Below are 19,621 nucleotides of genomic sequence, written 5' to 3'. Positions count from 1 at the left end.
CTGCGCGATAGGGTCTCGGTCAGAATAGGGAACAAATATGACGACCATTTTGTCCATCAGAGATCTTCGCAAGTCTTACGCCGATGGGTTCGAGGCGCTGAAAGGCGTGTCTCTGGATATTGAAGAGGGCGAGATACTTGCGCTTCTGGGACCCAATGGCGCTGGAAAAACAACCTTGATTACCACGATCTGCGGGATAACAACCCCGACGTCCGGCGCAGTTACCGTCGGAGGACACGATATTCAGTCCGACTATCGCGCAGCGCGCAGGATGATCGGACTTGTGCCGCAAGAAATCGCGCTGGAACCTTTTGAAAAAGTCTGGAACACGGTTCGATTGTCCCGAGGTCTGTTCGGACTTGGTAAGGATAATGCCCGGATCGAAGACATTCTGCGCAAACTGTCCCTTTGGGAAAAACGCAAAAACGCGATTAAGGAATTGTCCGGCGGCATGAAGCGTAGAGTGCTGATTGCAAAAGCGTTGGCCCATGAACCTCGGGTGCTTTTTCTGGACGAACCGACCGCAGGTGTGGATGTCGAGCTGCGTAAGGACATGTGGGAGATCGTGGCCGAACTGAAACGGGACGGTGTTACCATCATTCTGACCACGCATTACATCGAAGAAGCCGAAGCCATCGCGGATCGTGTCGGTGTCATCGACAAGGGCGAGCTTTTGCTGGTGCAGGACAAAGACACGCTTATGGCGCAGATGGGTAAAAAGCAGATCGAGGTCATGTTGACCGAACCCATCGCCCGGATTCCAGACAGTCTGGCCATCCACAATCTGACTCTGAACGGTGCCGGCGATTCCCTGATCTACACCTACGATACGCATGCAGACCGAACGGGTATCACATCGCTGCTGAATGACGTGTCGCAGGCCGGGCTGTTCTTGCGCGACGTGCAAACAAGGCAATCGAGCCTGGAAGAGATTTTCGTCAATCTGGTATCCGGAGAGGCCGCATGAACTGGACCGCAATTGCTGCCATCTACCGGTTCGAAATGGCCCGGTTCTTCCGCACTCTGGCGCAGAGCTTTCTGTCGCCGGTTCTGTCTACTTCGCTCTACTTCGTGGTGTTTGGAACAGCTATCGGAAGCCGCATCCAGGAGGTCGAAGGCGTTTCCTACGGTGCGTTCATTGTGCCGGGGTTGATTATGCTGTCTGTCGTGATGCTGTCGATCTCGAACGCATCTTTCGGCATCTATTTCCCCAAGTTTCTGGGCACCATCTACGAATTACTGTCCGCACCGGTGAATTTTATCGAGATCGTGATCGGATATGTCGGCGCGGCGGCGACCAAGGCCCTTTTCGTGGGGCTGGTGATACTGGCCACCGCGACGTTTTTCGTGGACCTTCGGATCGAGCATCCCTTTGCCATGGCGGCGTTTCTGATCCTGTCCTGTCTCAGCTTTTCCCTCTTGGGCTTCATCATCGGCATCTGGGCCAGCAATTTCGAGCAGATGTCACTGGTGCCACAGCTTATTGTCACGCCGCTGATCTTCCTTGGAGGAACATTTTATTCGATCTCGATGCTGCCGCCACTGTGGCAGACCATCACGTTGTTCAATCCCGTGGTCTACCTGATTTCAGGGTTCCGCTGGTCGTTCTACGGGTTGTCGGATGTACCTGTTGTATTCAGTCTGCTGGCCATTATTGCCTTTACGGGGACCTGTCTTGCGGTCATCGGCTGGATCTTCAAAACCGGCTGGCGCATTCGCAGCTAACCTCCGCCAAGGCGTTGCATTTTTGCCCATCGAGTGTGGGAATTTGGTTCACGTCGCGTTTAAGGCCCGCAGAGTCCCTTGTTTACGAGTTGGGGGCACTCTACATCGGCACCCATGAAGCTCAGCCTGCCGTTTGTCAAAAAACCCCCCTGTGTGGCTATCGTCCGTCTGTCCGGCGCCATTGGTATGGCCGGGCGGGGGTCGTTGAATGACACGGCTCTGGCCCCGGTTCTTGAGAAGGCCTTTCGCAAGGGAAAGCCTGTAGCCGTCGCGCTCGAGATCAACTCGCCGGGCGGGTCGCCTGTGCAAAGCTCTCTGATCGGTGCCCGAATCCGGCGTTTGTCGGATGAACTGGACGTGCCCGTGATTGGCTTTGTTGAAGATGTCGCGGCGTCTGGCGGCTATTGGCTGGCAGCTGCCGCGGATGAGATATGGGCCGACGAAAGCTCGGTTCTAGGGTCGATTGGTGTTATCTCGGCCGGGTTCGGCGCGCACGTGTTTCTGGCGCGGCAGGGGTTTGAACGGCGGGTACATACGGCTGGCAAATCGAAATCGATGCTGGATCCCTTCTCGCCTGAAAAGAAAGAGGACGTGGCGCGCCTGCAAGGGCTGTTGGGCGACATCCACGAGAATTTCATTGATCACGTCAAAGCCCGCCGGGGTGACAAGCTGGATCACAACGCCGATTTGTTCACGGGTGAAGTCTGGCTGGCGCGTCGTGCGCAGGAGCTGGGCCTGATTGATGGTATCGCCCATCTAAAGCCCAAGATGCAGGAGCGATTTGGCGACAAGGTCAAATTCCGCCGGTACGGCGTGCGCAAACCGATCTGGTCACGCTTTGGGGCCAGTCTGGCGCAGGATGCAATCGCTGGGCTAGAGGAGCGGGCAGCCTACGCGCGTTTCGGTTTGTGACGTGATCATCAAAGCTGTCACACTTTTCCTGATCGGCATGGGCGTTTTGGCGATGTTCGGCAAGCTTCGCTTTCCGGGGCAAAAGAAACTGAGTTCGGCCAAGTGCCCGCGCTGCGGGCGGTTTCGCATCGGCAAAGGCCCCTGCGCCTGTGAAAAAGGAGGCCGGACTTGATTTCCACTTGGCTGCTGTCTGGTCTTGGCCTGTTGATCCTGTTGCTGGCAGGCGACGCCCTGGTGCGTGGCGCAGTGAACCTGAGCCTGCGATTGGGCGTTCCCGCCCTGATCGTCAGCCTGACAATTGTAGCCTTTGGCACATCGGCACCCGAGTTGTTGATTGCGATCAGCGCTTTGAAAGAGAATGCGCCCGGTATTGCGCTGGGCAACGTTGTTGGATCGAACACGGCCAATGTCCTGCTGGTTCTGGGCTTGCCTGCGCTGCTTGCTACAATCCACACCAGCGAATGCGACAGCCGCAAGAACTACGTCTTCATGTTGATGGCGACGGTTTTGTTCATCGGGCTGGCCTTTTGCGGGACATTCACTTTCGCCAGTGGCCTGATCCTGCTGGCTGGTTTGGGTCTTGTTCTGGCGAATGCCTTTCGTGAGGCAAAAGCGCACCGCAAGGCCTGTGGTGAGGCCTGTGCGGATGATGACGAACTGGAAGGTCTGGAAGAAGCTGACCCTGACATGCCCTACTGGAAGGTATCGATTTACCTGATCCTTGGGTTGGTGGGTCTTCCGATGGGGGCCCATCTTCTGGTGGACAATGCGACCGTCATCGCGCGGAACTATGGCGTAAGTGAAACGGTAATTGGCCTGACCCTGATCGCAGTTGGAACGTCCTTGCCCGAACTGGCCACGACTGTGATGGCGGCTCTGCGCCGGCAGGCCGATGTGGCGCTTGGCAACGTGATCGGGTCGAACATGTTCAACCTTCTGGCCATCATCGGGATCGCAACGTGGTTCGGTCGTATTCCGGTCGACCCCGAATTCCTTCGGTTTGACCTGTGGGTCATGCTGGGCGCTTCGCTGCTGCTGGTACCGTTTGTGTTCTTCAAGCAGGATATCTCGCGCATCTGGGGGTTGGTGTTGACCTTCCTTTATGTGCTTTATGTCACCGTATTGCTGGTGTGATCTGACAAAACGAGGTGAAGCATGACCCGAGCTTTAGTGACCGGTGCCGGTATTCGTCTGGGCCGGGCCATGGCTCTGTATTTGGCGGGTCGTGGTTACGATGTGGCCGTGCACTACGCCTCCTCCGAGGGCCCTGCGCAAGAGACTGTGGCAAAGGCGCAGGCTTTAGGCCGCCAATCAGTGGCACTTCAGGCTGACCTGCTGGACGAGGCTCAGGTCCAGGCATTGCTGCCCAAAGCAGCTGAGGCGCTGGGTGGCCCGATCACCTGTCTGGTAAACAACGCGTCGATCTTTGAATACGACAATATCCAAACCGCAACCCGGCAAAGCTGGGATCGTCATCTCGACAGCAATTTGCGCGCGCCTTTTGTTCTGACGCAGGCAATGGCTGATCAGGGGTTGGCTGCAGGCACAGATAAAGTTGGGGAAGCGCTGGCAACCGGCCTGATCGTCAATATGGTGGACATGCGCGTGCGCAAACTGACGCCCGAGTTCATGTCTTACACCATCGCAAAAATGGGCCTGTGGACGCTGACCCGAACGGCGGCACAGGCATTGTCTCCGACAATCCGCGTCAACGCGATTGGCCCCGGTCCGACGATTCAGGGGCACCGCCAAAGTGAAGAACATTTTCAGGCGCAGCGTTCGAATACGGTACTGGAGCGGGGCTCGAATCCGTCTGATATTACCGCAGCACTTGGGTATTTTCTGGATGCGCATGCAGTTACCGGACAACTTCTATGTGTGGATGGTGGTCAGCATCTGGGGTGGAAAACACCGGATGTCCTGGGCGTAGAATAAGTAATTTTGCCGCAAGTTTTGCACCGCTCTCATTTGTGTTACCTGCGCGTTACAAAAATGTCTTTTTTTTCATACACTTGCTAAGCACTTGAAAAAATATCATTAAAAATCAAATATTTAACAAAGTGCACAATTTTTGTGCAACTCAAGGAAAAGGCAATGAAACAAGGGAAATTCGTAGCCCCCCAAAACTTATCTGCACACTTATCCACAGAAACCGTGGATTTGTTTTCTCTTGATCTGGGCCGCTCAAGATTGCAGCGATAGACGGAGAATCATATCTCAAAGCCATGACAGCCCAACACGAACCAGACCCGGACACTCAACCGACCGGCTATGCCTGCATTCAACGCTATGTAAAAACGCTGGACAACTCGCCCGGCGTCTACCGCATGCTGGATGCGGACAGCCGGGTTCTTTATGTCGGTAAAGCGCGGAACCTGAAGGCGCGGGTGTCGAATTACACAAGACCGGGACACTCGGGGCGGATCGAAAAGATGATCGCCTCGACCGCGTCAATGATGTTCCTGACCACCCGGACCGAGACCGAGGCGTTGTTGCTTGAGCAGAACCTGATTAAGCAGCTCAAACCCAAATACAATGTTCTGCTGCGGGATGACAAAAGCTTTCCGAATATTTTGGTCGCCAAGGATCATGGCTTTCCGCAGATCAAGAAACACCGTGGGGCGAAGAAGGAAAAAGGCGCCTATTTCGGCCCCTTTGCCAGCGCCGGAGCAGTGAACAGGACGCTTAACCAGTTGCAAAAGGCCTTTCTGCTGCGCAACTGCTCGGATTCGATGTTCGACAGTAGAACGCGGCCTTGCCTGCTCTATCAGATCAAGCGTTGTTCCGGACCGTGTGTCGACCTGATCTCGGAACAGGAATACAGCGAAAGCGTAAAGGACGCGGAACGCTTTCTGTCGGGCCGCTCGACCAAGGTTCAGGAGGATTTGGCCGAGCAGATGATGGCCGCTTCTGAAGCTATGGAATTCGAGCGTGCTGCTGGACTGCGGGACCGTATCCGGGCGTTGACGCAAGTGCAGACTTCGCAAGGTATCAACCCGCGTGGCGTGACCGAGGCGGATGTGATCGGTCTTTATATGGACAGCGGGCAGGCCTGTGTTCAGGTGTTTTTCATCCGCGCCAACCAGAACTGGGGCAACAAGGATTTCTATCCGCGTGTCGGGCCGGATATTTCGCCTGCCGAAGCGATGGAGGCTTTTCTCGGCCAGTTCTACGACAATAAGGAACCGCCCCGGCAGTTGATCCTTTCGGATGCTATCGAAAACGCTGATCTTATGCATGAGGCATTGACCGAGAAGGCTGGCCGCAAGGTGGAAATTCTTGTGCCACAACGCGGAGAAAAGCAGGAACTGGTTGCAGGCGCTTTGCGCAATGCACGGGAGTCTCTGGCGCGCCGCATGTCAGAAAGCGCCACGCAAGCCAAGCTGCTGCGCGGGGTCGCCGATGCGTTTGGTCTGGATGGCTCTCCGGGGCGGATCGAAGTTTACGACAACTCTCACATTCAGGGCACCAACGCTGTAGGCGGCATGATCGTGGCAGGCCCCGAAGGCTTTTTGAAGAATGCCTACCGTAAGTTCAATATCCGAGGCGATGACCTGACTCCAGGTGACGATTTCGGCATGATGAAAGAGGTGCTGAATCGCCGCTTCACGCGCCTGCAAAAGGAAGATCCGGACCGGGACAAGGGGCTCTGGCCTGACTTGCTGTTGATTGATGGCGGCGCAGGGCAGGTGAGCGCGGTGCACGAGATTATGGTCGAACACGGGGTCGAAGACATTCCCATGGTTGGCGTCGCCAAGGGTGTCGATCGGGATCATGGCAAGGAAGAGTTTCACCGGATCGGTCAGCGCACTTTTGCTCTGAAACGCAACGATCCTGTGTTGTACTTCATCCAACGCTTAAGGGACGAGGCGCACAGGTTCGCCATCGGAACCCATCGTGCGAAACGGGCTAAGGCCATAGGGGCCACGCCGCTGGATGAAATCCCAGGCGTTGGGGCTGCGCGCAAGCGTGCTCTGTTGACTCATTTCGGCAGCGCCAAGGCCGTCAGCCGGGCCAATCTCGCGGACCTGAAGGCTGTTGACGGGATCTCGGCCGGGTTGGCACAGAAGGTCTATGATTTCTTCCACGACAAGGGTTAGGCGCGCCGGCCCCGCCACAGAATATAGAGGCCCGAGGCAACGATCAGCGCGCTGCCGATCCACATGGTACGGTCCAGGCTCTCGCCGAACATGATCACGCCCAACCCGATGCCGAACAGCAACCGGATGTAGCGGAACGGGGTCACGGCGGACACTTCGCCCGTGCGCATGGCCTTCATCAGCGACGCATAGGCCATAACCCCCATCAGCACCGCGCCGGTCAGGTGCAGGCTGGTGTGGATGCCAACCGGTGCCACAGGCGCGCCCTCCCAAAACCGATAGGCGAGACCCGCCACGATAATGCTGAGGAACCCGTAAAAACCCAGAACCTCTGTTCCCAACGTGGCTGGGGCCGCACGGCTGGCAAGATCACGCCCGGCAAATCCCAACATCCCAAGCACCGCCAATATTGAAAGCAGCGAAAAGCTGTCACCGGTTGGTTGCAGGATGACGACAACGCCAATCATACCGACGAATATGGCGCTCCACCGCCGCCAACCAACTGTTTCGCCAAAGAACAGCGCGGCACCCGCAACCACGACCAGAGGCGTGGCCTGCAGGATCACCGTGGCCGAAGATAAGGGCGTCAACGCGATGGCCAGCACATAGAACAACCGACCAAAGATTTCGAACAGCACACGAACTTTCATCGGGCGGGACAGAACGTCAGGCTGCAGCAACCGTTGCCCGCGAGCCAAGGCCACCGCGGCAAAGATCACGGAACCACCCGCGCCAAAAAGAACCAGGACCTGCCAGATCGGAAGCACGGCTGAGGCTGCTTTGAGTAATGCATCCTCCAGCGCAAAGCCCGCCATCGCGGCGATCATCCAGAGGCTGCCGATCATGTTCGACCGGGCGTCTATTTGTATATGCGCTGTCATTCTGTTCTTTCGGGCTTGCGTTCGACTGGCAATCTGACCGCTAAGCCGGGAAAGGCCAAGAGGCACTGTTCTGTGGTGTCAGGCCTGCGGCGCTTTGACCAAGTGGTTGCGAGGGATGAAGTTTTTTAACCGTTTGCCTTTTCTGTCCCGGACCGGCGATATAGGGTCCAAGCCATGAAGTGGAATTTACCCAATATCCTGACCGTCCTGCGCCTGCTGGCCGCGCCCAGCCTGGCCGTTATGTTTTTGTATTTCACCCGTCCTTATGCGGATTGGTTCGCTTTGATCCTGTTCCTGACGGCTGCGATCACGGATTGGTTCGATGGCTATCTGGCCCGAGCGTGGAAACAGGAAACCAAGATCGGTGCGATGCTGGACCCGATTGCCGACAAGGCGATGGTGGTGATCGCATTGATGATTCTGGTTGGCTACTCGACCGAACACTGGACGCCATGGCTGGTGCTGCCCGCCACCGTGATCCTGTTTCGCGAGGTGTTCGTTTCAGGCCTGCGCGAATATCTGGGCGATGTGGCAGGGACGCTTAAGGTCACCAAGCTGGCCAAATGGAAGACTACGGCACAGATGGTCGCCATCGCGGTTCTGTTTTCGCAGGGCATTTTTGAACACTATGCCGTGATGGCGAGTTTCGGCATGGATGCCGAGCTGGTAGAGCAGATCATTGCGGGTCAGGTCGAGGACGTGAACCACCTGCGCTGGAATATCGAAGGTATGTACTGGGCCGGTCAGGTCGGGCTTTGGCTGCTGTGGATTGCCGCGACGCTGACATTGATCACGGGCTATGACTACCTACGTAAAGCCATGCCACATCTGAAGGAGGGCTAATCGATGGATGTTCTGTACTTCGCATGGGTGCGCGAACGCATCGGCTTGCCGAAGGAAAAGGTTGAGTCGCAGGCAGCCACGGTAAATGATCTGGTGGCTGAACTGAGCGCTCGGGAAGACCGCTATGCAGCAGCCTTTGCCGACTTGTCTGCCCTGCGCGTGGCGCTGGATCAGGAACTTTCAGATTTTGATGCGTCTCTGGCGGGTGTTCGCGAAGTGGCATTTTTCCCACCGATGACGGGCGGCTGAGAGATGCGGATCGCTGTTCAGGAAGCGGCATTTGATCTGGGGGCCGAGGCCAACGCCTTTGCCGCAGGTGACGATGCCAACGGTGCCATCGTCACATTCACAGGGGTCGTGCGCGACCTGGCGAACGGTGATCTGGATGTGATGGAGATCGAGCATTATCCGGGCATGACAGAGCGCGCCCTGACCAAGATCGCACAAGAGGCCAAGGATCGCTGGTCTTTGGGTGACGTGCTGGTGATTCACCGCCATGGCCGTCTGGCCCCGGGCGACAGGATCATGATGGTGGCCACTGCTGCGCCGCATCGCAAACATGCGTTCGAGGCGGCGGAATATCTAATGGATTACCTGAAGTCCCGCGCGCCCTTCTGGAAGAAGGAAGTCACCCATTCCGGCGCAGAATGGGTTGCGGCCAAGGATGAAGACGAAGACGCGCTGACCCGTTGGTAAAGTAGATCCATCCGACACGCGACTGATGTGGTCGTTTTTGGACAGAATGGGTTTAATTCTCCTCTAGACGCTGGTTCACAAACTTGCACTTAATTCGCGCAAGTGGATCAAGAGGATAGCGCCATGCACGACGGACTGAAAAACAAAGGGCTTGCGACTCAGGCGATCCACGCAGGTGAAACCCCGGATCCGACCAGCGGTGCGTCTGCGCCAGCACTGCATATGTCGTCAACTTTCGTTACTGATCAGGTGGCTGGGTTCTCGGCCCATGATCTGGAGGAAGAAGCACCGTATCTCTATGGCCGCTGGGCCAATCCCAACGTTCGGACACTTGAGGCCAAGATCAGCATGTTGGAGGGCACCGAGGATTGTATCTGTCTGGCCTCCGGAATGGCGGCAGCGACGGCAATTTTCCTGACATTCCTGTCAGCCGGAGATCACGTGATTGTCTCTGACGTTTCATACGCGGGCGTGGCAGAACTGGCGCGGGACACGCTGCAGCGTTTGGGGATTGAAGTCAGCACTGTCAACATGTCCGATCTTTCCGCGGTGTCAGCCGCGATCAGGCCGAACACGCGGCTGATCCATACGGAAACGCCTGTAAACCCAATCGGGCGCCTGACCGATCTGGTGGCGGTTTCAGAGATTGCGCAAGGTGCAGGGGCGCTGCTGTCTTGTGATGCGACCTTTGCCTCACCTCTGGGTCAGCCAAGCCGAGAGCTGGGCGTTGATCTGATCATGCATTCCGTAACCAAGTACATCGGCGGGCACGGTGATGCCATCGGTGGTGCGGTGGCCGGGCGCAAGGAGCTGATCGGAAAGATCCGCAACGAATCCGCGATCCATCACGGCAGCATCATGTCCCCCTTCAACGCGTGGATGATTGCCCGGGGCATGGCGACTTTGCCGTTGCGGATGAAGGCGCATCAGACTGGTGCCACCGCTGTTGCCGAATGGCTTGAGACACGTGGCGTCGTAGCGAAAGTTATCTATCCGGGGTTGAAATCGCACCCGCAATACGAATTGGCCCAGCGACAGATGCGAAACACATCCGGCATGATCACCTTTCAGATGGGCGACAATGCAACCGGAGAGGCCTTGGCCCAACAGATGATCGATAAACTGCAGATCGTCCACTATGCCGTGTCGCTTGGCCACCATCGCAGTCTGATTTTCTGGATGGGCACAGAGGCTTTGATGGAAACGTCTTTCCGGCTGGAAGGGGCGCAGTTGGCAAGCTATCGGAGTTACGCAGGGGACGGTGTGTTCCGGTTGTCAATCGGATTGGAGGACCCCGAGGACCTGATCGCTGATCTGGCGCAGGTTCTGTGAACCCACTCGTCGTGCGGCCGATCAGTCGGCGTTGTTGATCCGCCCGCGCAATTCCTCGGCCTCCTGCCGGGCGGCCCGCAAGCCGTCCATGGCGGCTGCCAGCTCTGCCTCTGTCTGGGTCAACTGATTGGTCAACTCGGCCTCGCGCTGCTGCAGGTAAGTGATGGCCTGATCGCGAGTTTCCTCAGCTTCGTGCAGCTCCTGACTCATACGATCCAGATCGGCAACGTCGCTTTGGCGTACGCGGGACAGGCGGTGGGCCAGCCAATTGGCAAACCAACCCATGCAGAACGCTGCGAACAGGATGATGGCAGTGGCAATGACGAATTCGGTTCTGTTCAACTTACTGGTCCCCTGCATCCGCATCAGGTGCGGTCGTGTCGGATTGATCAGCCTCAGGATCGTTGGCTTCGGCCTCAAGTTCTTCCAACCCGGTTTCGGTGTTGGCAACAGGCTCGGGACGGATCAGCCGGAATTCGATCCGCCGGTTTTCTTCGCGGCCTTCTTCGGTGTCGTTATCCGAAATGGGCTGTGTTTCGCCATATCCCACGGCGGTGTAGCTGCTGGTGGGAATGCGCCGACCGCGTAGCTCGTTCAAAATGGATTGTGCCCGCGCCTGGCTAAGCTGCTGGTTCATCTCTTCGCGGCCCTGACTGTCCGTATGACCCTGAATTTCCAGCCGGATCGGCCCGCAGTCGCGCAGGATATCTGCGATCTGGTTCACGCTATCGCGGGAGTCGGCGGCAATCGTGGCTGATCCGGGTTCGAAGGCAATTTTGCTGACGGCCTGAACTTCGGCGATCTGCTCTTCACAGACTTCCGGGTCAGGCGGGGCGTCCTGAGGTTCCGGTGGGGTCTGATAGGTGATCATCAGGGTGAATTCCTGTCCCTCACCCAGTTTATCCGACAACTGGCCCGCAATACGGGCTTTGGCATCTTCTTCATGGCTGACGCCAGTCAGTTCGACGGTGCCTAGTGTCACGGTTAAGGCTCCGTTATGAAGCTGGGCCAAAGCCTCCAAACCGGCCAGAACACGCACCGGCCAATCAGCTGGTAGGCCCGGCACGATGCGGGTCGCTGTATAGACCTGATCCGACCCAAACGCAGCGCGGGCATAACTGTCGACCATATCCCTCAGGGTTTCATCCCCCAGACGTCCTCGCAATTGCACCAGCCCTTCCGGGCTTCGGGTCGCCGAGAATTCAACAGGACCGGTCTGTTCACTGGTTTCGGGTTCCGGCAGCACGGCGTGCAGGGCAAAGACCTGAGGCAGCGCTGTTTCAAGTTCGCCCACAACCCGGTCGAACAAGGCTGGATCAGTGCCTTGCTCTGCGACCAGCGTGATGTCCGCGTCCGATATCGTGACCGAGCCCTTGCCGATTCTGGCCAGCGCCTGAATGCTTTTCACGGCGGCTTCGGGCCAGCGCGACGATGGCTCGCCTAAACCGATGGTGCAGGAATATGGTCCCGACAATCCGGCATCGCGTGCGGCGGCCACGATCTGGTCGCGGGATTTCTCATCCTGTGCTGAGCAGGCGTCAAATTGACCACCTTCATCGTTGATCAGATAGCGCAGTGTAAAAGGCGTGATGACGGGGCGAGGCGCTGAAATCGCCAACCCGATCCGCAAACTTGGTGGCGCGGCGCGGGTCAAATCCCGCTCAAGACGTTGCTTTTCCTGTTGGCTGTCGGCAATGGCCGTAATCTTGACCAAATCAGCACTGGCGGAGATCTTGGCGCGGGGCAGGCTGGTCAAAGCCTCAATCGCAAAGGACATAGCAGCGTCCCAGCCTTTGGGTTTTGGATAGTCCGCTGTTTCCATCAGGTCCGAGACTGGAACGTTGCGGTTGAGATCGCTCAGCCGCTGTATCAGCCCTTCTCTGTCTTCACTGGCCGGGATCAGGCCGATGATCGAGATGCCGCGATCATTGCGCAGAATTTCTGCCGAAAAGCGTGGTGGTGCTAGGGCAGAGGTTGCTGCGACGCCCATTTCATCGATCACGCGGGATGTATCGACTTCGGTTCCGGCCGCGGTCAGTGCGTTAAAGCGGGTCGCCTCGTCCGGTGCAATGCCTGTCAGGATCACGCGCAAGCCATCGGATTCGACCTCGGCCCAGTCATGGCCTTTCAGGTCCAATGATCGACGCACAGCGAATTCCGAGGTCTCCTCGATCTTCGTAACGGCATAGCTGGCTGCCAAAAGCGACACCCCGGCTGATACAAGAAAGATCAGGGAAACAGCGATAAAATACGGCAGACGCATGTTTGGGTTTGACACTCCTCAGGCGTTTGGGCCGATCTTTACAGGCCCCGTTCAGCAGGTGCAATCAGAGCAATAGGGCGATGCAAAGGAAGATCAGCGGAATAAAGCCGGTATCCCGATTGGCCCGGAACAATTGCAGCAGTTTGGCGTTGTCTTCGGTGTCGAGCCCGCGCAGTTGCCACATCATGTGCCATCCCATGGCCCAAGGCCCGCTTAGCGCAACAACCAGTGCCAGGATAGACGCATCCGGCACACCGGCGTCGATGATGGCCAGACCCATCAGGGCAACTGTCGCTACCAGAAAATACTTAAGCCATTTCGCGGTGTCGGTTCCGAACAGCCGAGCAGTGGATTTGATACCGACCAATTCATCATCTTCCGTATCCTGATGCGCATAAATCGTGTCATAGAACAGGGTCCATGCGATGCCCGACAGGTACAGTGTAACCGCAGGCCAACCAAGTGAGCCGCTATGGGCCGCCCAGGCCAGAAGCGCGCCCCAGTTGAAAGCCAGCCCCAGAAACACTTGCGGCCACCATGTAAATCGCTTGGCGAACGGGTAGATCGTTACTGGCAACAGCGACAGAACACCCATGGCAATGGCGGCCTGATTGAAACTGAGCAGGATGCCAAGCGCCAGAAGGCATTGCAGAACCATCCAGGCCGCAGCCTGCCGAACACTGACCTGACCCGAAGGGATCGGACGTGAGCGTGTGCGTTCAACCTGCCCGTCGTACTCTCGATCGGTGATGTCATTCCAGGTGCAACCTGCGCCTCGCATCAGAAAGGCACCAAACGCGCACCCAATGGCGATCCATAGATCCGCTATCCGGGGCTGACCGTCGTGCAGAATCGCCAGCGCTAGCCCCCACCAGCATGGAATCAGCAACAGCCATGTTCCGATGGGTCGATCCGCGCGGCTGAGGCGCAGATAGGGGCGGGCAAAAGCCGGGGCGTGCGTGTCGACCCAGTTGCCGGTGACAGCATCGGCGACTTGACCATCTGGTGTTGGGGCATTGCCTTGCATATGTAAGGTCTCATGAGTGCGAAGATCAGACTGTATGTAGAGCAGCCCTTGGGTCAGGGGCAATCGGTTCCTTTGACGCGCGACCAAGCGCATTACCTGTTTGGCGTCATGCGCCTTTCTGTCAATGGGCAGGTCGCCCTGTTCAACGGGCAGGATGGCGAGTGGTTGGCGGAAGTTTCCGAGGCGGGCAAACGCGGTGGGACGCTGACCTGCATTGAACAGACGAAACCGTTGCAGTTGCCGCCCGATCTGTGGTTCCTGTTCGCGCCGATCAAAAAGGCCCGCACCGATTTCATTGTGGAAAAAGCAGCAGAAATGGGTGCGGCGCGTATCCTGCCGGTACAGACTGAATTCACCAACTCCGAACGCATCCGACAAGACCGGTTGCAGGCCCACGCAGTCGAGGCGGCAGAGCAGTGTGGCGGAACATTCGTGCCCGAGGTCGCCGATCTGCAGCGACTGGATCGTGTGCTGGATGGCTGGCCTGACGACCGGCAACTGATGTTCTGCAATGAGGCCGAAGTCGGCTCAGCCCTGCGATTGGCTGCCAATGAAAAAGGTCGCCCTTGGGCGATTCTCATTGGCCCGGAGGGCGGCTTTTCCGAGAAAGAACGCGCGCGCCTGAGCGCGTTGCCCTATGCACATGTGGTCAGTCTCGGCCCGCGTATTCTGCGGGCAGACACGGCAGCCGTTGCCGCGCTGACCATGTGGCAGCAGGCTTTGGGGGATTGGACGTGAAAGCTGAATATCAAGACTGGCTGGTCGCTCAAGGCTACAACGAAAACACTTGCAATACTCAAATGGCTCATATTCGAATTATCGAGAAGCACTATGGTGATTTGCTGCCCCTGCTCTCTGACGGTGGGCTGGACAAGCTGGTTGAGGATTTCACCTACTCGAAACAGGACGAACGAGCCGGGCGGCCCAACCCGAGCAAGGTGGATTTCAACGGCAGGGTCTATACCCGCCTCCAGTCGTTGAAAGGTGCGGTACACCGATATGCGCGGTTTGTTTCGGAGGGTTTTGATCCCGAGTCGGACGAACCGAGATCTACGGATCCGAACGATCACGCCAATTCGGAGCAAACTGAGAAACAGCGCTTCGCGTTGGAGCGTGACATGCAAGCCGCTTTGCGCAGGAACATATCTGTTCTGGAGGCTGGCCTGACCATCATTGATGACGGCGCGGAACGTTCGGTTGATTCAGGTTTCATCGACGTTCTGTGCGAAGATCCGTCGGGTCAGATGGTTGTCATCGAATTGAAAGCCGGGAAGACAGACAGTCGGGTTGTTGGGCAGATTCTGGGATATATGGGTGATTTGATCGCTGAAGATGAACCTCAGGCCATCCGTGGGATGATCGTGGCCCACAGTTTTGACAAACGGACATTGGCCGCAGCACGCGCGATCCCCAATTTAAAGCTTGTCACTTATGCAATAGAGTTTTCCTTTGAGGCCCTGTCATGAGTTTCATCCGACCCGAGGCAAAACTGGCGCTTTGGCGTTGGCGTGAGGTTTTGGTTGCAGCCTTTGTTCTGGTCGTAGGCCTTAGCTGGGTCAGCGGGCCGGGTGGGCTGCTCGTATGGGTGGGCTGGTTCCTGATCGTGGTGTCCGCAGCGTTGGCAGTTATCGGCGTACAACGCGCCCGATTCAGAACCGGCGCGGGTGGGCAAGGGGTCGTCACGGTGGACGAAGGCCAGATCACCTATCTGGGCCCTCTGGATGGCGGCATAGTTGCGTCGCGCGAAATCGAAAGGCTTGCACTCGACCCAACCTCCAGCCCTGCACATTGGGTTTTGGATCAGCCGGGGCAGCCGACGCTTCACATTCCCGTGAATGCTGAAGGGGCTGAGGCTTTGTTCGACGTGTTTTCCAGCCTGCCCGGGCTGAAAACAGAACAAATGCTGTCGGAACTCAACGGCAGTTCGCCACATCCAGTCGTGATCTGGGAACGCACACCGTCGCGCCCGGCACACTTGCGGCTGCATTGACACCGGCGTCATTTGCGACCACGACTGGCCTTCAATACAGACACATCAGGATCGGAGCACGGTTCATGTCCATCCCTCAGTCCGGCGGCGGTCCGATTGAACGCCATGAACAATTAGCCGAGTATCTGGAATCGGGCTGCAAGCCCAAGGCAGACTGGCGCATCGGTACCGAGCATGAGAAGTTCGGCTACTGCAAAGACACGCTGAAGCCGCTGCCCTTCGAGGGCACCCGCTCAATCGTGGCTGTGCTGGAAGGTCTGCGCGATCGGCACGGTTGGGGAGAAGTTCGTGAAGCTGGTCATCTGATCGGTCTTGAAAAGGACGGCGCCAACGTCAGCCTTGAGCCGGGCGGCGCGCTGGAGCTTTCGGGCGCTCCGCTCGAGACTATCCACGAGACCTGCGACGAGGTAAACACCCACCTGCGCGAGGTAAAGGATATCGCCGACGAGATCGGTGTGGGCTTCATCGGTCTGGGCGCGGCTCCGATCTGGTCGCATGACGAGATGCCCTTGATGCCCAAGGGGCGTTATCGGTTGATGAACGACTATATGGAAAAAGTCGGTACCATGGGTCGTGCCATGATGCGCCGGACCTGTACGGTTCAGGTCAATATCGACTTCGGCTCCGAGGCCGACATGGTGCAAAAACTGCGCGTCGCACTGGCGTTGCAGCCTGTGGCAACAGCCCTGTTTGCCAATTCGCCCTTCTTTGAAGGAAAACCCAATGGCCAGAAAAGCTGGCGCAGCCATATCTGGCGGCATCTGGACGATGCGCGGACCGGGATGCTTCCTTTTGTCTTCGAATCAGGCTTTGGGTTTGAGCGCTATGTGCAATACGCGCTCGATGTGCCGATGTACTTCGTCTATCGCGACGGCCAGTACATCAACGCGCTGGGCATGTCGTTCCGCGATTTCCTGAAGGGCGAATTGCCCGCATTGCCGGGAGAAACGCCAACACTTTCTGATTGGGCTGATCACCTGACGACCGCCTTCCCCGAAGCGCGGATCAAGAAGTTTATGGAGATGCGCGGCGCTGATGGCGGGCCCTGGCGCCGCCTTTGCGCATTGCCTGCCTTCTGGGTTGGCCTGACCTACGACCAAAATGCACTGGATGCGGCCTGGGATCTGGTCAAAGGCTGGGATGCCGAAACACGTGAGGCGCTGCGTGTCGCGGCGGCCAGGGACGGGCTGCAGGCACAAGCTGGCAAGGTCAACATGCATGATCTGGCGCGCGAAGTGGTGGCAATTTCCGAGGCCGGACTGAAAGCCCGCGCACGCCCCGGCGCCGGAGGTCTGGTGCCCGATGAAACCCATTTCCTCAATGCACTGAAGGACAGCATCGAAACCGGTAAAGTCCCGGCAGACGAATTGCTGGATCACTACAATGGTGATTGGAATGGCGATTTGACACGGATATTCCCCGAATTCAGCTATTGAGTCGCTGGCGCAGATTAAGGGCTGTTTTGCCAAAACAGACATATTGCCGTGAACTTTTCACGGGCGTCAGATGATCGCAGGAAGCCCGTCGCGCGCGTGACCGGTGGGCCGTATTTATGCTGACTGGTACGAGCGCCGGAGTGGTCATCGATTTCTATGACAAATGCGGTGGTACAACGAATGCCTTGGCGCGGAACGGGTTGGCGGCAGGGCAGATATAGGCCAACCTGCCAGTTCCGGCCGGACCGAACCAGACCACGACAATATTGCTATTCAATCAGCCCGACCCGATCGGTTTGACCTATGGGTCAGTCGGCCCCGGCGACAATGGTGCGGCCTGTTTCAAAGCGGGCACGATGGTGAAGGCGCGCAGGTCGCCAAGGGCGCAACTCTGATTCCAGCGAATTCTCTGGTCAATGGCACATCCGTGACACAAGACGCCTGCGACGTGGTTAGGGATGCCCGGCCGGGTTGGGTTCAGGCACCGAAGAAGAATTGCCGGCGTTGTTTCCCTAACTGCGATCCCACCCGGAGGCATACGGTTCTGCCGCGCGCCCTCTTGCTTTCACGGTCTGCTGTGATAGCAGGTCCCAAACAGCAGTCAGAGGCCAGGGTCAGGAAGCGTCATGGACGATCTCAAGGCAAAATATCTGGGACAGATCGCCGAAGCGGGTGACGAAAACGCGCTCGAGGCGATCCGTGTCGCCGCCGTGGGTAAAAAAGGCGAGGTCGCGCTGAAGATGCGCGAGCTGGGCAAGATGACGCCCGAAGAACGTCAGGTTGCTGGCCCCGCGTTGAACGCCCTGAAGGACGAGATCAACTCGGCCCTGTCCGCCAAGAAGGCCGGGCTGGCTGATGCCGCACTGGATGAACGTCTGCGCACCGAATGGCTGGATGTTACGCTGCCGACCCGCGCGCGCGGTCATGGCTCGATCCACCCGGTCAGTCAGGCGACCGAGGAACTGACAGCGATCTTTGCCGAACTGGGTTTCTCGGTGGCTGAAGGGCCACGTATCGAGACCGACTGGCACAACTTTGACGCCCTTAACATCCCCGGCCACCACCCCGCGCGGGCCGAGATGGACACGTTCTATATGCACCGCGCCGAGGGCGACAATCGCCCGCCGCACGTGCTGCGCACCCATACTTCGCCGGTTCAGATCCGCTCGATGGAGCTGCAGGGCGCGCCGATCCGCATCATTTGTCCGGGCGGTGTTTATCGCGCCGATTACGACCAGACCCACACGCCGATGTTCCATCAGGTCGAAGGGCTTGCCATCGACAAGGACATCTCGATGGCGAATCTGAAATGGGTTCTGGAAGAGTTCGTGAAGGCGTTCTTCGAGGTCGACGATGTCGAACTGCGCTTCCGCGCGTCGCACTTCCCCTTCACCGAGCCGTCGGCCGAGGTCGATATCCGCTGTTCCTGGGATAACGGTCAGCTGAAGATCGGAGAAGGCGACGACTGGATGGAGATTCTGGGCTCGGGCATGGTCCACCCCAAGGTGATCGCTGCCGGTGGCATCGATCCCGATGTCTATCAGGGCTTTGCCTTTGGCATCGGGATCGACCGTCTGGCGATGCTGAAATACGGTATTCCTGATTTGCGGGCGTTCTTTGATTCCGATCTGCGCTGGCTGCGTCATTATGGGTTCGCGGCGCTGGATATGCCGAACTTGCATGGTGGTTTGTCGCGGTGATTGAAGTAGCTTCGTCAATTTGGGCGACTTTTGATCCAATTCACGACGAACTAATCGGGCTAGCTTTCACGCTGTTGGCCGCTTGCGTGCTATTCTTGTTTAGGCCGCGCGTGAAACTGATTTATGGGCGCGCCAATAACTCCCGCAATGTCATTTCTGTGCCAACGGAAGATGACACCAGCAACGGCAACCACACTGAGATCTATACTGAAAAGTTTTTTCTCCAGAATGTTGGAAGTAAGCCCGCTACAAACGTGGAGTTTGTATTGTCGGATTTTCCAGCAGACATCTCAGTTTGGCAACCGCGAAATGTCGAATACAAAAATGTCGAAAAAGGCCATTGCTTGGTCACCATACCGCAAATGGCTCCTCGTGAGCTGGTTATTGTCGATTGCGTATACCTAAACCAACGGGCGGCCTTTGTCGCATCTGTTAAATGTGCTGAGTGCATGGGAAACGAAGTTCCATTTTGGACAGTTCGTCGCTTTTCATGGTGGATCAACACATTGATAGCCGCTCTCATGTTTTTTGGAGTTGCTTACCTATTTCAGATTGTTTTCAAGCTTTTCGCTTGATGTCTCGCCCGCACGAGCTGGCGATTTGTCTCCACCAGCGCGACGTTTGAACAGCGCGCGAATTTGGCCAGTATAAACTGCCTACTACTGCCCGAGGATCGCCATCCCGCAGTCTGGAGACAGCACGGCTTGTTACAGGTC

21 protein-coding genes are annotated in these 19,621 nt (G+C 57.4%); 17 read left to right on the top strand and 4 right to left on the bottom strand.

Translation table 11 applies throughout. The features are described 5' to 3' along the window. The first annotated feature begins 37 nt into the window (after positions 1-37). The 7 genes from Q0816_RS12285 (at position 38) to uvrC (ending at position 6,737) form a co-directional block, all read left to right on the top strand. Positions 38-967 carry an ABC transporter ATP-binding protein gene (locus tag Q0816_RS12285; RefSeq protein ID WP_298850830.1) on the top strand — a complete coding sequence of 310 codons (930 nt, stop codon included), beginning with the start codon at positions 38-40 and terminating at the stop codon, positions 965-967. After that, entirely contained in the window at positions 964-1,725 is a 762-nt protein-coding gene (locus Q0816_RS12280; protein WP_298850828.1) for an ABC transporter permease, read from the top strand. Before Q0816_RS12285 ends, Q0816_RS12280 begins: the two co-directional genes overlap by 4 nt. A gap of 114 nt (positions 1,726-1,839) precedes the next feature. Then, positions 1,840-2,637: a S49 family peptidase gene (locus tag Q0816_RS12275; protein WP_298850825.1), complete on the top strand. Its 798-nt coding sequence runs from the start codon at positions 1,840-1,842 to the stop codon at positions 2,635-2,637. 1 nt (position 2,638) lies between these two features. Continuing rightward, positions 2,639-2,809, top strand: coding sequence for a hypothetical protein (locus tag Q0816_RS12270; RefSeq protein ID WP_298850823.1), 171 nt, complete (start codon positions 2,639-2,641; stop codon positions 2,807-2,809). After that, positions 2,809-3,771 carry a calcium/sodium antiporter gene (locus Q0816_RS12265; RefSeq protein WP_298850921.1) on the top strand — a complete coding sequence of 321 codons (963 nt, stop codon included), beginning with the start codon at positions 2,809-2,811 and terminating at the stop codon, positions 3,769-3,771. The genes Q0816_RS12270 and Q0816_RS12265 overlap by 1 nt, the downstream gene beginning before the upstream one ends. Before the next feature lie 21 nt (positions 3,772-3,792). Then, positions 3,793-4,572, top strand: a complete 780-nt coding sequence (locus Q0816_RS12260) for an SDR family oxidoreductase (RefSeq protein WP_298850821.1) — start codon at positions 3,793-3,795, stop codon at positions 4,570-4,572. Positions 4,573-4,862: 290 nt separating this feature from the next. Beyond that, positions 4,863-6,737, top strand: coding sequence for an excinuclease ABC subunit UvrC (gene uvrC / locus Q0816_RS12255; protein WP_298850817.1), 1,875 nt, complete (start codon positions 4,863-4,865; stop codon positions 6,735-6,737). On the opposite strand, the gene Q0816_RS12250 is transcribed toward uvrC, so the two are convergent. After that, positions 6,734-7,618, bottom strand: a complete 885-nt coding sequence (locus Q0816_RS12250) for a DMT family transporter (RefSeq protein WP_298850815.1) — start codon at positions 7,616-7,618, stop codon at positions 6,734-6,736. The two genes, uvrC and Q0816_RS12250, sit on opposite strands and share 4 nt — an antisense overlap. A gap of 174 nt (positions 7,619-7,792) precedes the next feature. On the opposite strand from Q0816_RS12250, the gene pgsA reads away from it, so the two are divergent. The 4 genes from pgsA to Q0816_RS12230 all read left to right on the top strand — a co-directional run bounded on the left by pgsA (position 7,793) and on the right by Q0816_RS12230 (position 10,489). Further along, positions 7,793-8,461, top strand: a complete 669-nt coding sequence (pgsA, locus tag Q0816_RS12245; RefSeq protein WP_298850813.1) for a CDP-diacylglycerol--glycerol-3-phosphate 3-phosphatidyltransferase — start codon at positions 7,793-7,795, stop codon at positions 8,459-8,461. Positions 8,462-8,464: 3 nt separating this feature from the next. Then, positions 8,465-8,710 carry a molybdopterin converting factor subunit 1 gene (moaD, locus tag Q0816_RS12240; protein ID WP_298850810.1) on the top strand — a complete coding sequence of 82 codons (246 nt, stop codon included), beginning with the start codon at positions 8,465-8,467 and terminating at the stop codon, positions 8,708-8,710. Positions 8,711-8,713: 3 nt separating this feature from the next. After that, entirely contained in the window at positions 8,714-9,157 is a 444-nt protein-coding gene (locus tag Q0816_RS12235) for a molybdenum cofactor biosynthesis protein MoaE (RefSeq protein WP_298850808.1), read from the top strand. 123 nt (positions 9,158-9,280) lie between these two features. Continuing rightward, a complete protein-coding gene (locus Q0816_RS12230; RefSeq protein ID WP_298850806.1) occupies positions 9,281-10,489 on the top strand; it encodes a PLP-dependent aspartate aminotransferase family protein in 1,209 nt (402 codons plus the stop codon). Positions 10,490-10,510: 21 nt separating this feature from the next. On the opposite strand, the gene Q0816_RS12225 is transcribed toward Q0816_RS12230, so the two are convergent. The 3 genes from Q0816_RS12225 to ubiA form a co-directional block, all read right to left on the bottom strand. Beyond that, entirely contained in the window at positions 10,511-10,831 is a 321-nt protein-coding gene (locus tag Q0816_RS12225) for a hypothetical protein (RefSeq protein WP_298850803.1), read from the bottom strand. Position 10,832: 1 nt separating this feature from the next. Continuing rightward, on the bottom strand, positions 10,833-12,752 hold the full coding sequence (locus Q0816_RS12220) for an OmpA family protein (RefSeq protein ID WP_298850801.1): 1,920 nt from the start codon (positions 12,750-12,752) through the stop codon (positions 10,833-10,835). A 64-nt stretch (positions 12,753-12,816) separates the two neighbouring features. Next, positions 12,817-13,779: a 4-hydroxybenzoate octaprenyltransferase gene (gene ubiA / locus Q0816_RS12215; RefSeq protein ID WP_298850798.1), complete on the bottom strand. Its 963-nt coding sequence runs from the start codon at positions 13,777-13,779 to the stop codon at positions 12,817-12,819. A 12-nt stretch (positions 13,780-13,791) separates the two neighbouring features. Here ubiA and Q0816_RS12210 point away from each other — a divergent pair, with 12 nt between their 5' ends. From Q0816_RS12210 to Q0816_RS12185, 6 genes are all read left to right on the top strand, one after another. Next, positions 13,792-14,517, top strand: a complete 726-nt coding sequence (locus tag Q0816_RS12210; RefSeq protein WP_298850796.1) for a 16S rRNA (uracil(1498)-N(3))-methyltransferase — start codon at positions 13,792-13,794, stop codon at positions 14,515-14,517. Next, on the top strand, positions 14,514-15,245 hold the full coding sequence (locus Q0816_RS12205; protein WP_298850794.1) for an endonuclease NucS domain-containing protein: 732 nt from the start codon (positions 14,514-14,516) through the stop codon (positions 15,243-15,245). Before Q0816_RS12210 ends, Q0816_RS12205 begins: the two co-directional genes overlap by 4 nt. Beyond that, positions 15,242-15,769 carry a hypothetical protein gene (locus Q0816_RS12200; RefSeq protein ID WP_298850793.1) on the top strand — a complete coding sequence of 176 codons (528 nt, stop codon included), beginning with the start codon at positions 15,242-15,244 and terminating at the stop codon, positions 15,767-15,769. Before Q0816_RS12205 ends, Q0816_RS12200 begins: the two co-directional genes overlap by 4 nt. Before the next feature lie 65 nt (positions 15,770-15,834). Continuing rightward, entirely contained in the window at positions 15,835-17,205 is a 1,371-nt protein-coding gene (locus tag Q0816_RS12195) for a glutamate--cysteine ligase (protein ID WP_298850791.1), read from the top strand. Between the two features lie 626 nt (positions 17,206-17,831). After that, positions 17,832-18,905 (top strand): phenylalanine--tRNA ligase subunit alpha, encoded by a 1,074-nt coding sequence (gene pheS / locus Q0816_RS12190; protein ID WP_298850790.1) that lies wholly within the window; start codon positions 17,832-17,834, stop codon positions 18,903-18,905. Further along, positions 18,902-19,480 carry a hypothetical protein gene (locus Q0816_RS12185; protein WP_298850787.1) on the top strand — a complete coding sequence of 193 codons (579 nt, stop codon included), beginning with the start codon at positions 18,902-18,904 and terminating at the stop codon, positions 19,478-19,480. The genes pheS and Q0816_RS12185 overlap by 4 nt, the downstream gene beginning before the upstream one ends. Positions 19,481-19,621: the final 141 nt, after the last annotated feature.

It is taken from the genome of uncultured Ruegeria sp., assembly GCF_947497005.1.
Lineage (GTDB): Bacteria > Pseudomonadota > Alphaproteobacteria > Rhodobacterales > Rhodobacteraceae > Ruegeria.
This window is presented reverse-complemented; position numbering and strand designations above follow the sequence as displayed.

Coding starts and splice junctions, on each gene's coding strand:
- Q0816_RS12285 (WP_298850830.1), top strand. CDS start 38: ATGACGACCATTTTGTCCATCAGAGATCTTCGCAAGTCTTACGCCGAT.
- Q0816_RS12280 (WP_298850828.1), top strand. CDS start 964: ATGAACTGGACCGCAATTGCTGCCATCTACCGGTTCGAAATGGCCCGG.
- Q0816_RS12275 (WP_298850825.1), top strand. CDS start 1,840: ATGAAGCTCAGCCTGCCGTTTGTCAAAAAACCCCCCTGTGTGGCTATC.
- Q0816_RS12260 (WP_298850821.1), top strand. CDS start 3,793: ATGACCCGAGCTTTAGTGACCGGTGCCGGTATTCGTCTGGGCCGGGCC.
- uvrC (WP_298850817.1), top strand. CDS start 4,863: ATGACAGCCCAACACGAACCAGACCCGGACACTCAACCGACCGGCTAT.
- Q0816_RS12250 (WP_298850815.1), bottom strand. CDS start 7,618: ATGACAGCGCATATACAAATAGACGCCCGGTCGAACATGATCGGCAGC.
- pgsA (WP_298850813.1), top strand. CDS start 7,793: ATGAAGTGGAATTTACCCAATATCCTGACCGTCCTGCGCCTGCTGGCC.
- moaD (WP_298850810.1), top strand. CDS start 8,465: ATGGATGTTCTGTACTTCGCATGGGTGCGCGAACGCATCGGCTTGCCG.
- Q0816_RS12235 (WP_298850808.1), top strand. CDS start 8,714: ATGCGGATCGCTGTTCAGGAAGCGGCATTTGATCTGGGGGCCGAGGCC.
- Q0816_RS12230 (WP_298850806.1), top strand. CDS start 9,281: ATGCACGACGGACTGAAAAACAAAGGGCTTGCGACTCAGGCGATCCAC.
- Q0816_RS12220 (WP_298850801.1), bottom strand. CDS start 12,752: ATGCGTCTGCCGTATTTTATCGCTGTTTCCCTGATCTTTCTTGTATCA.
- ubiA (WP_298850798.1), bottom strand. CDS start 13,779: ATGCAAGGCAATGCCCCAACACCAGATGGTCAAGTCGCCGATGCTGTC.
- Q0816_RS12210 (WP_298850796.1), top strand. CDS start 13,792: ATGAGTGCGAAGATCAGACTGTATGTAGAGCAGCCCTTGGGTCAGGGG.
- Q0816_RS12200 (WP_298850793.1), top strand. CDS start 15,242: ATGAGTTTCATCCGACCCGAGGCAAAACTGGCGCTTTGGCGTTGGCGT.
- Q0816_RS12195 (WP_298850791.1), top strand. CDS start 15,835: ATGTCCATCCCTCAGTCCGGCGGCGGTCCGATTGAACGCCATGAACAA.
- pheS (WP_298850790.1), top strand. CDS start 17,832: ATGGACGATCTCAAGGCAAAATATCTGGGACAGATCGCCGAAGCGGGT.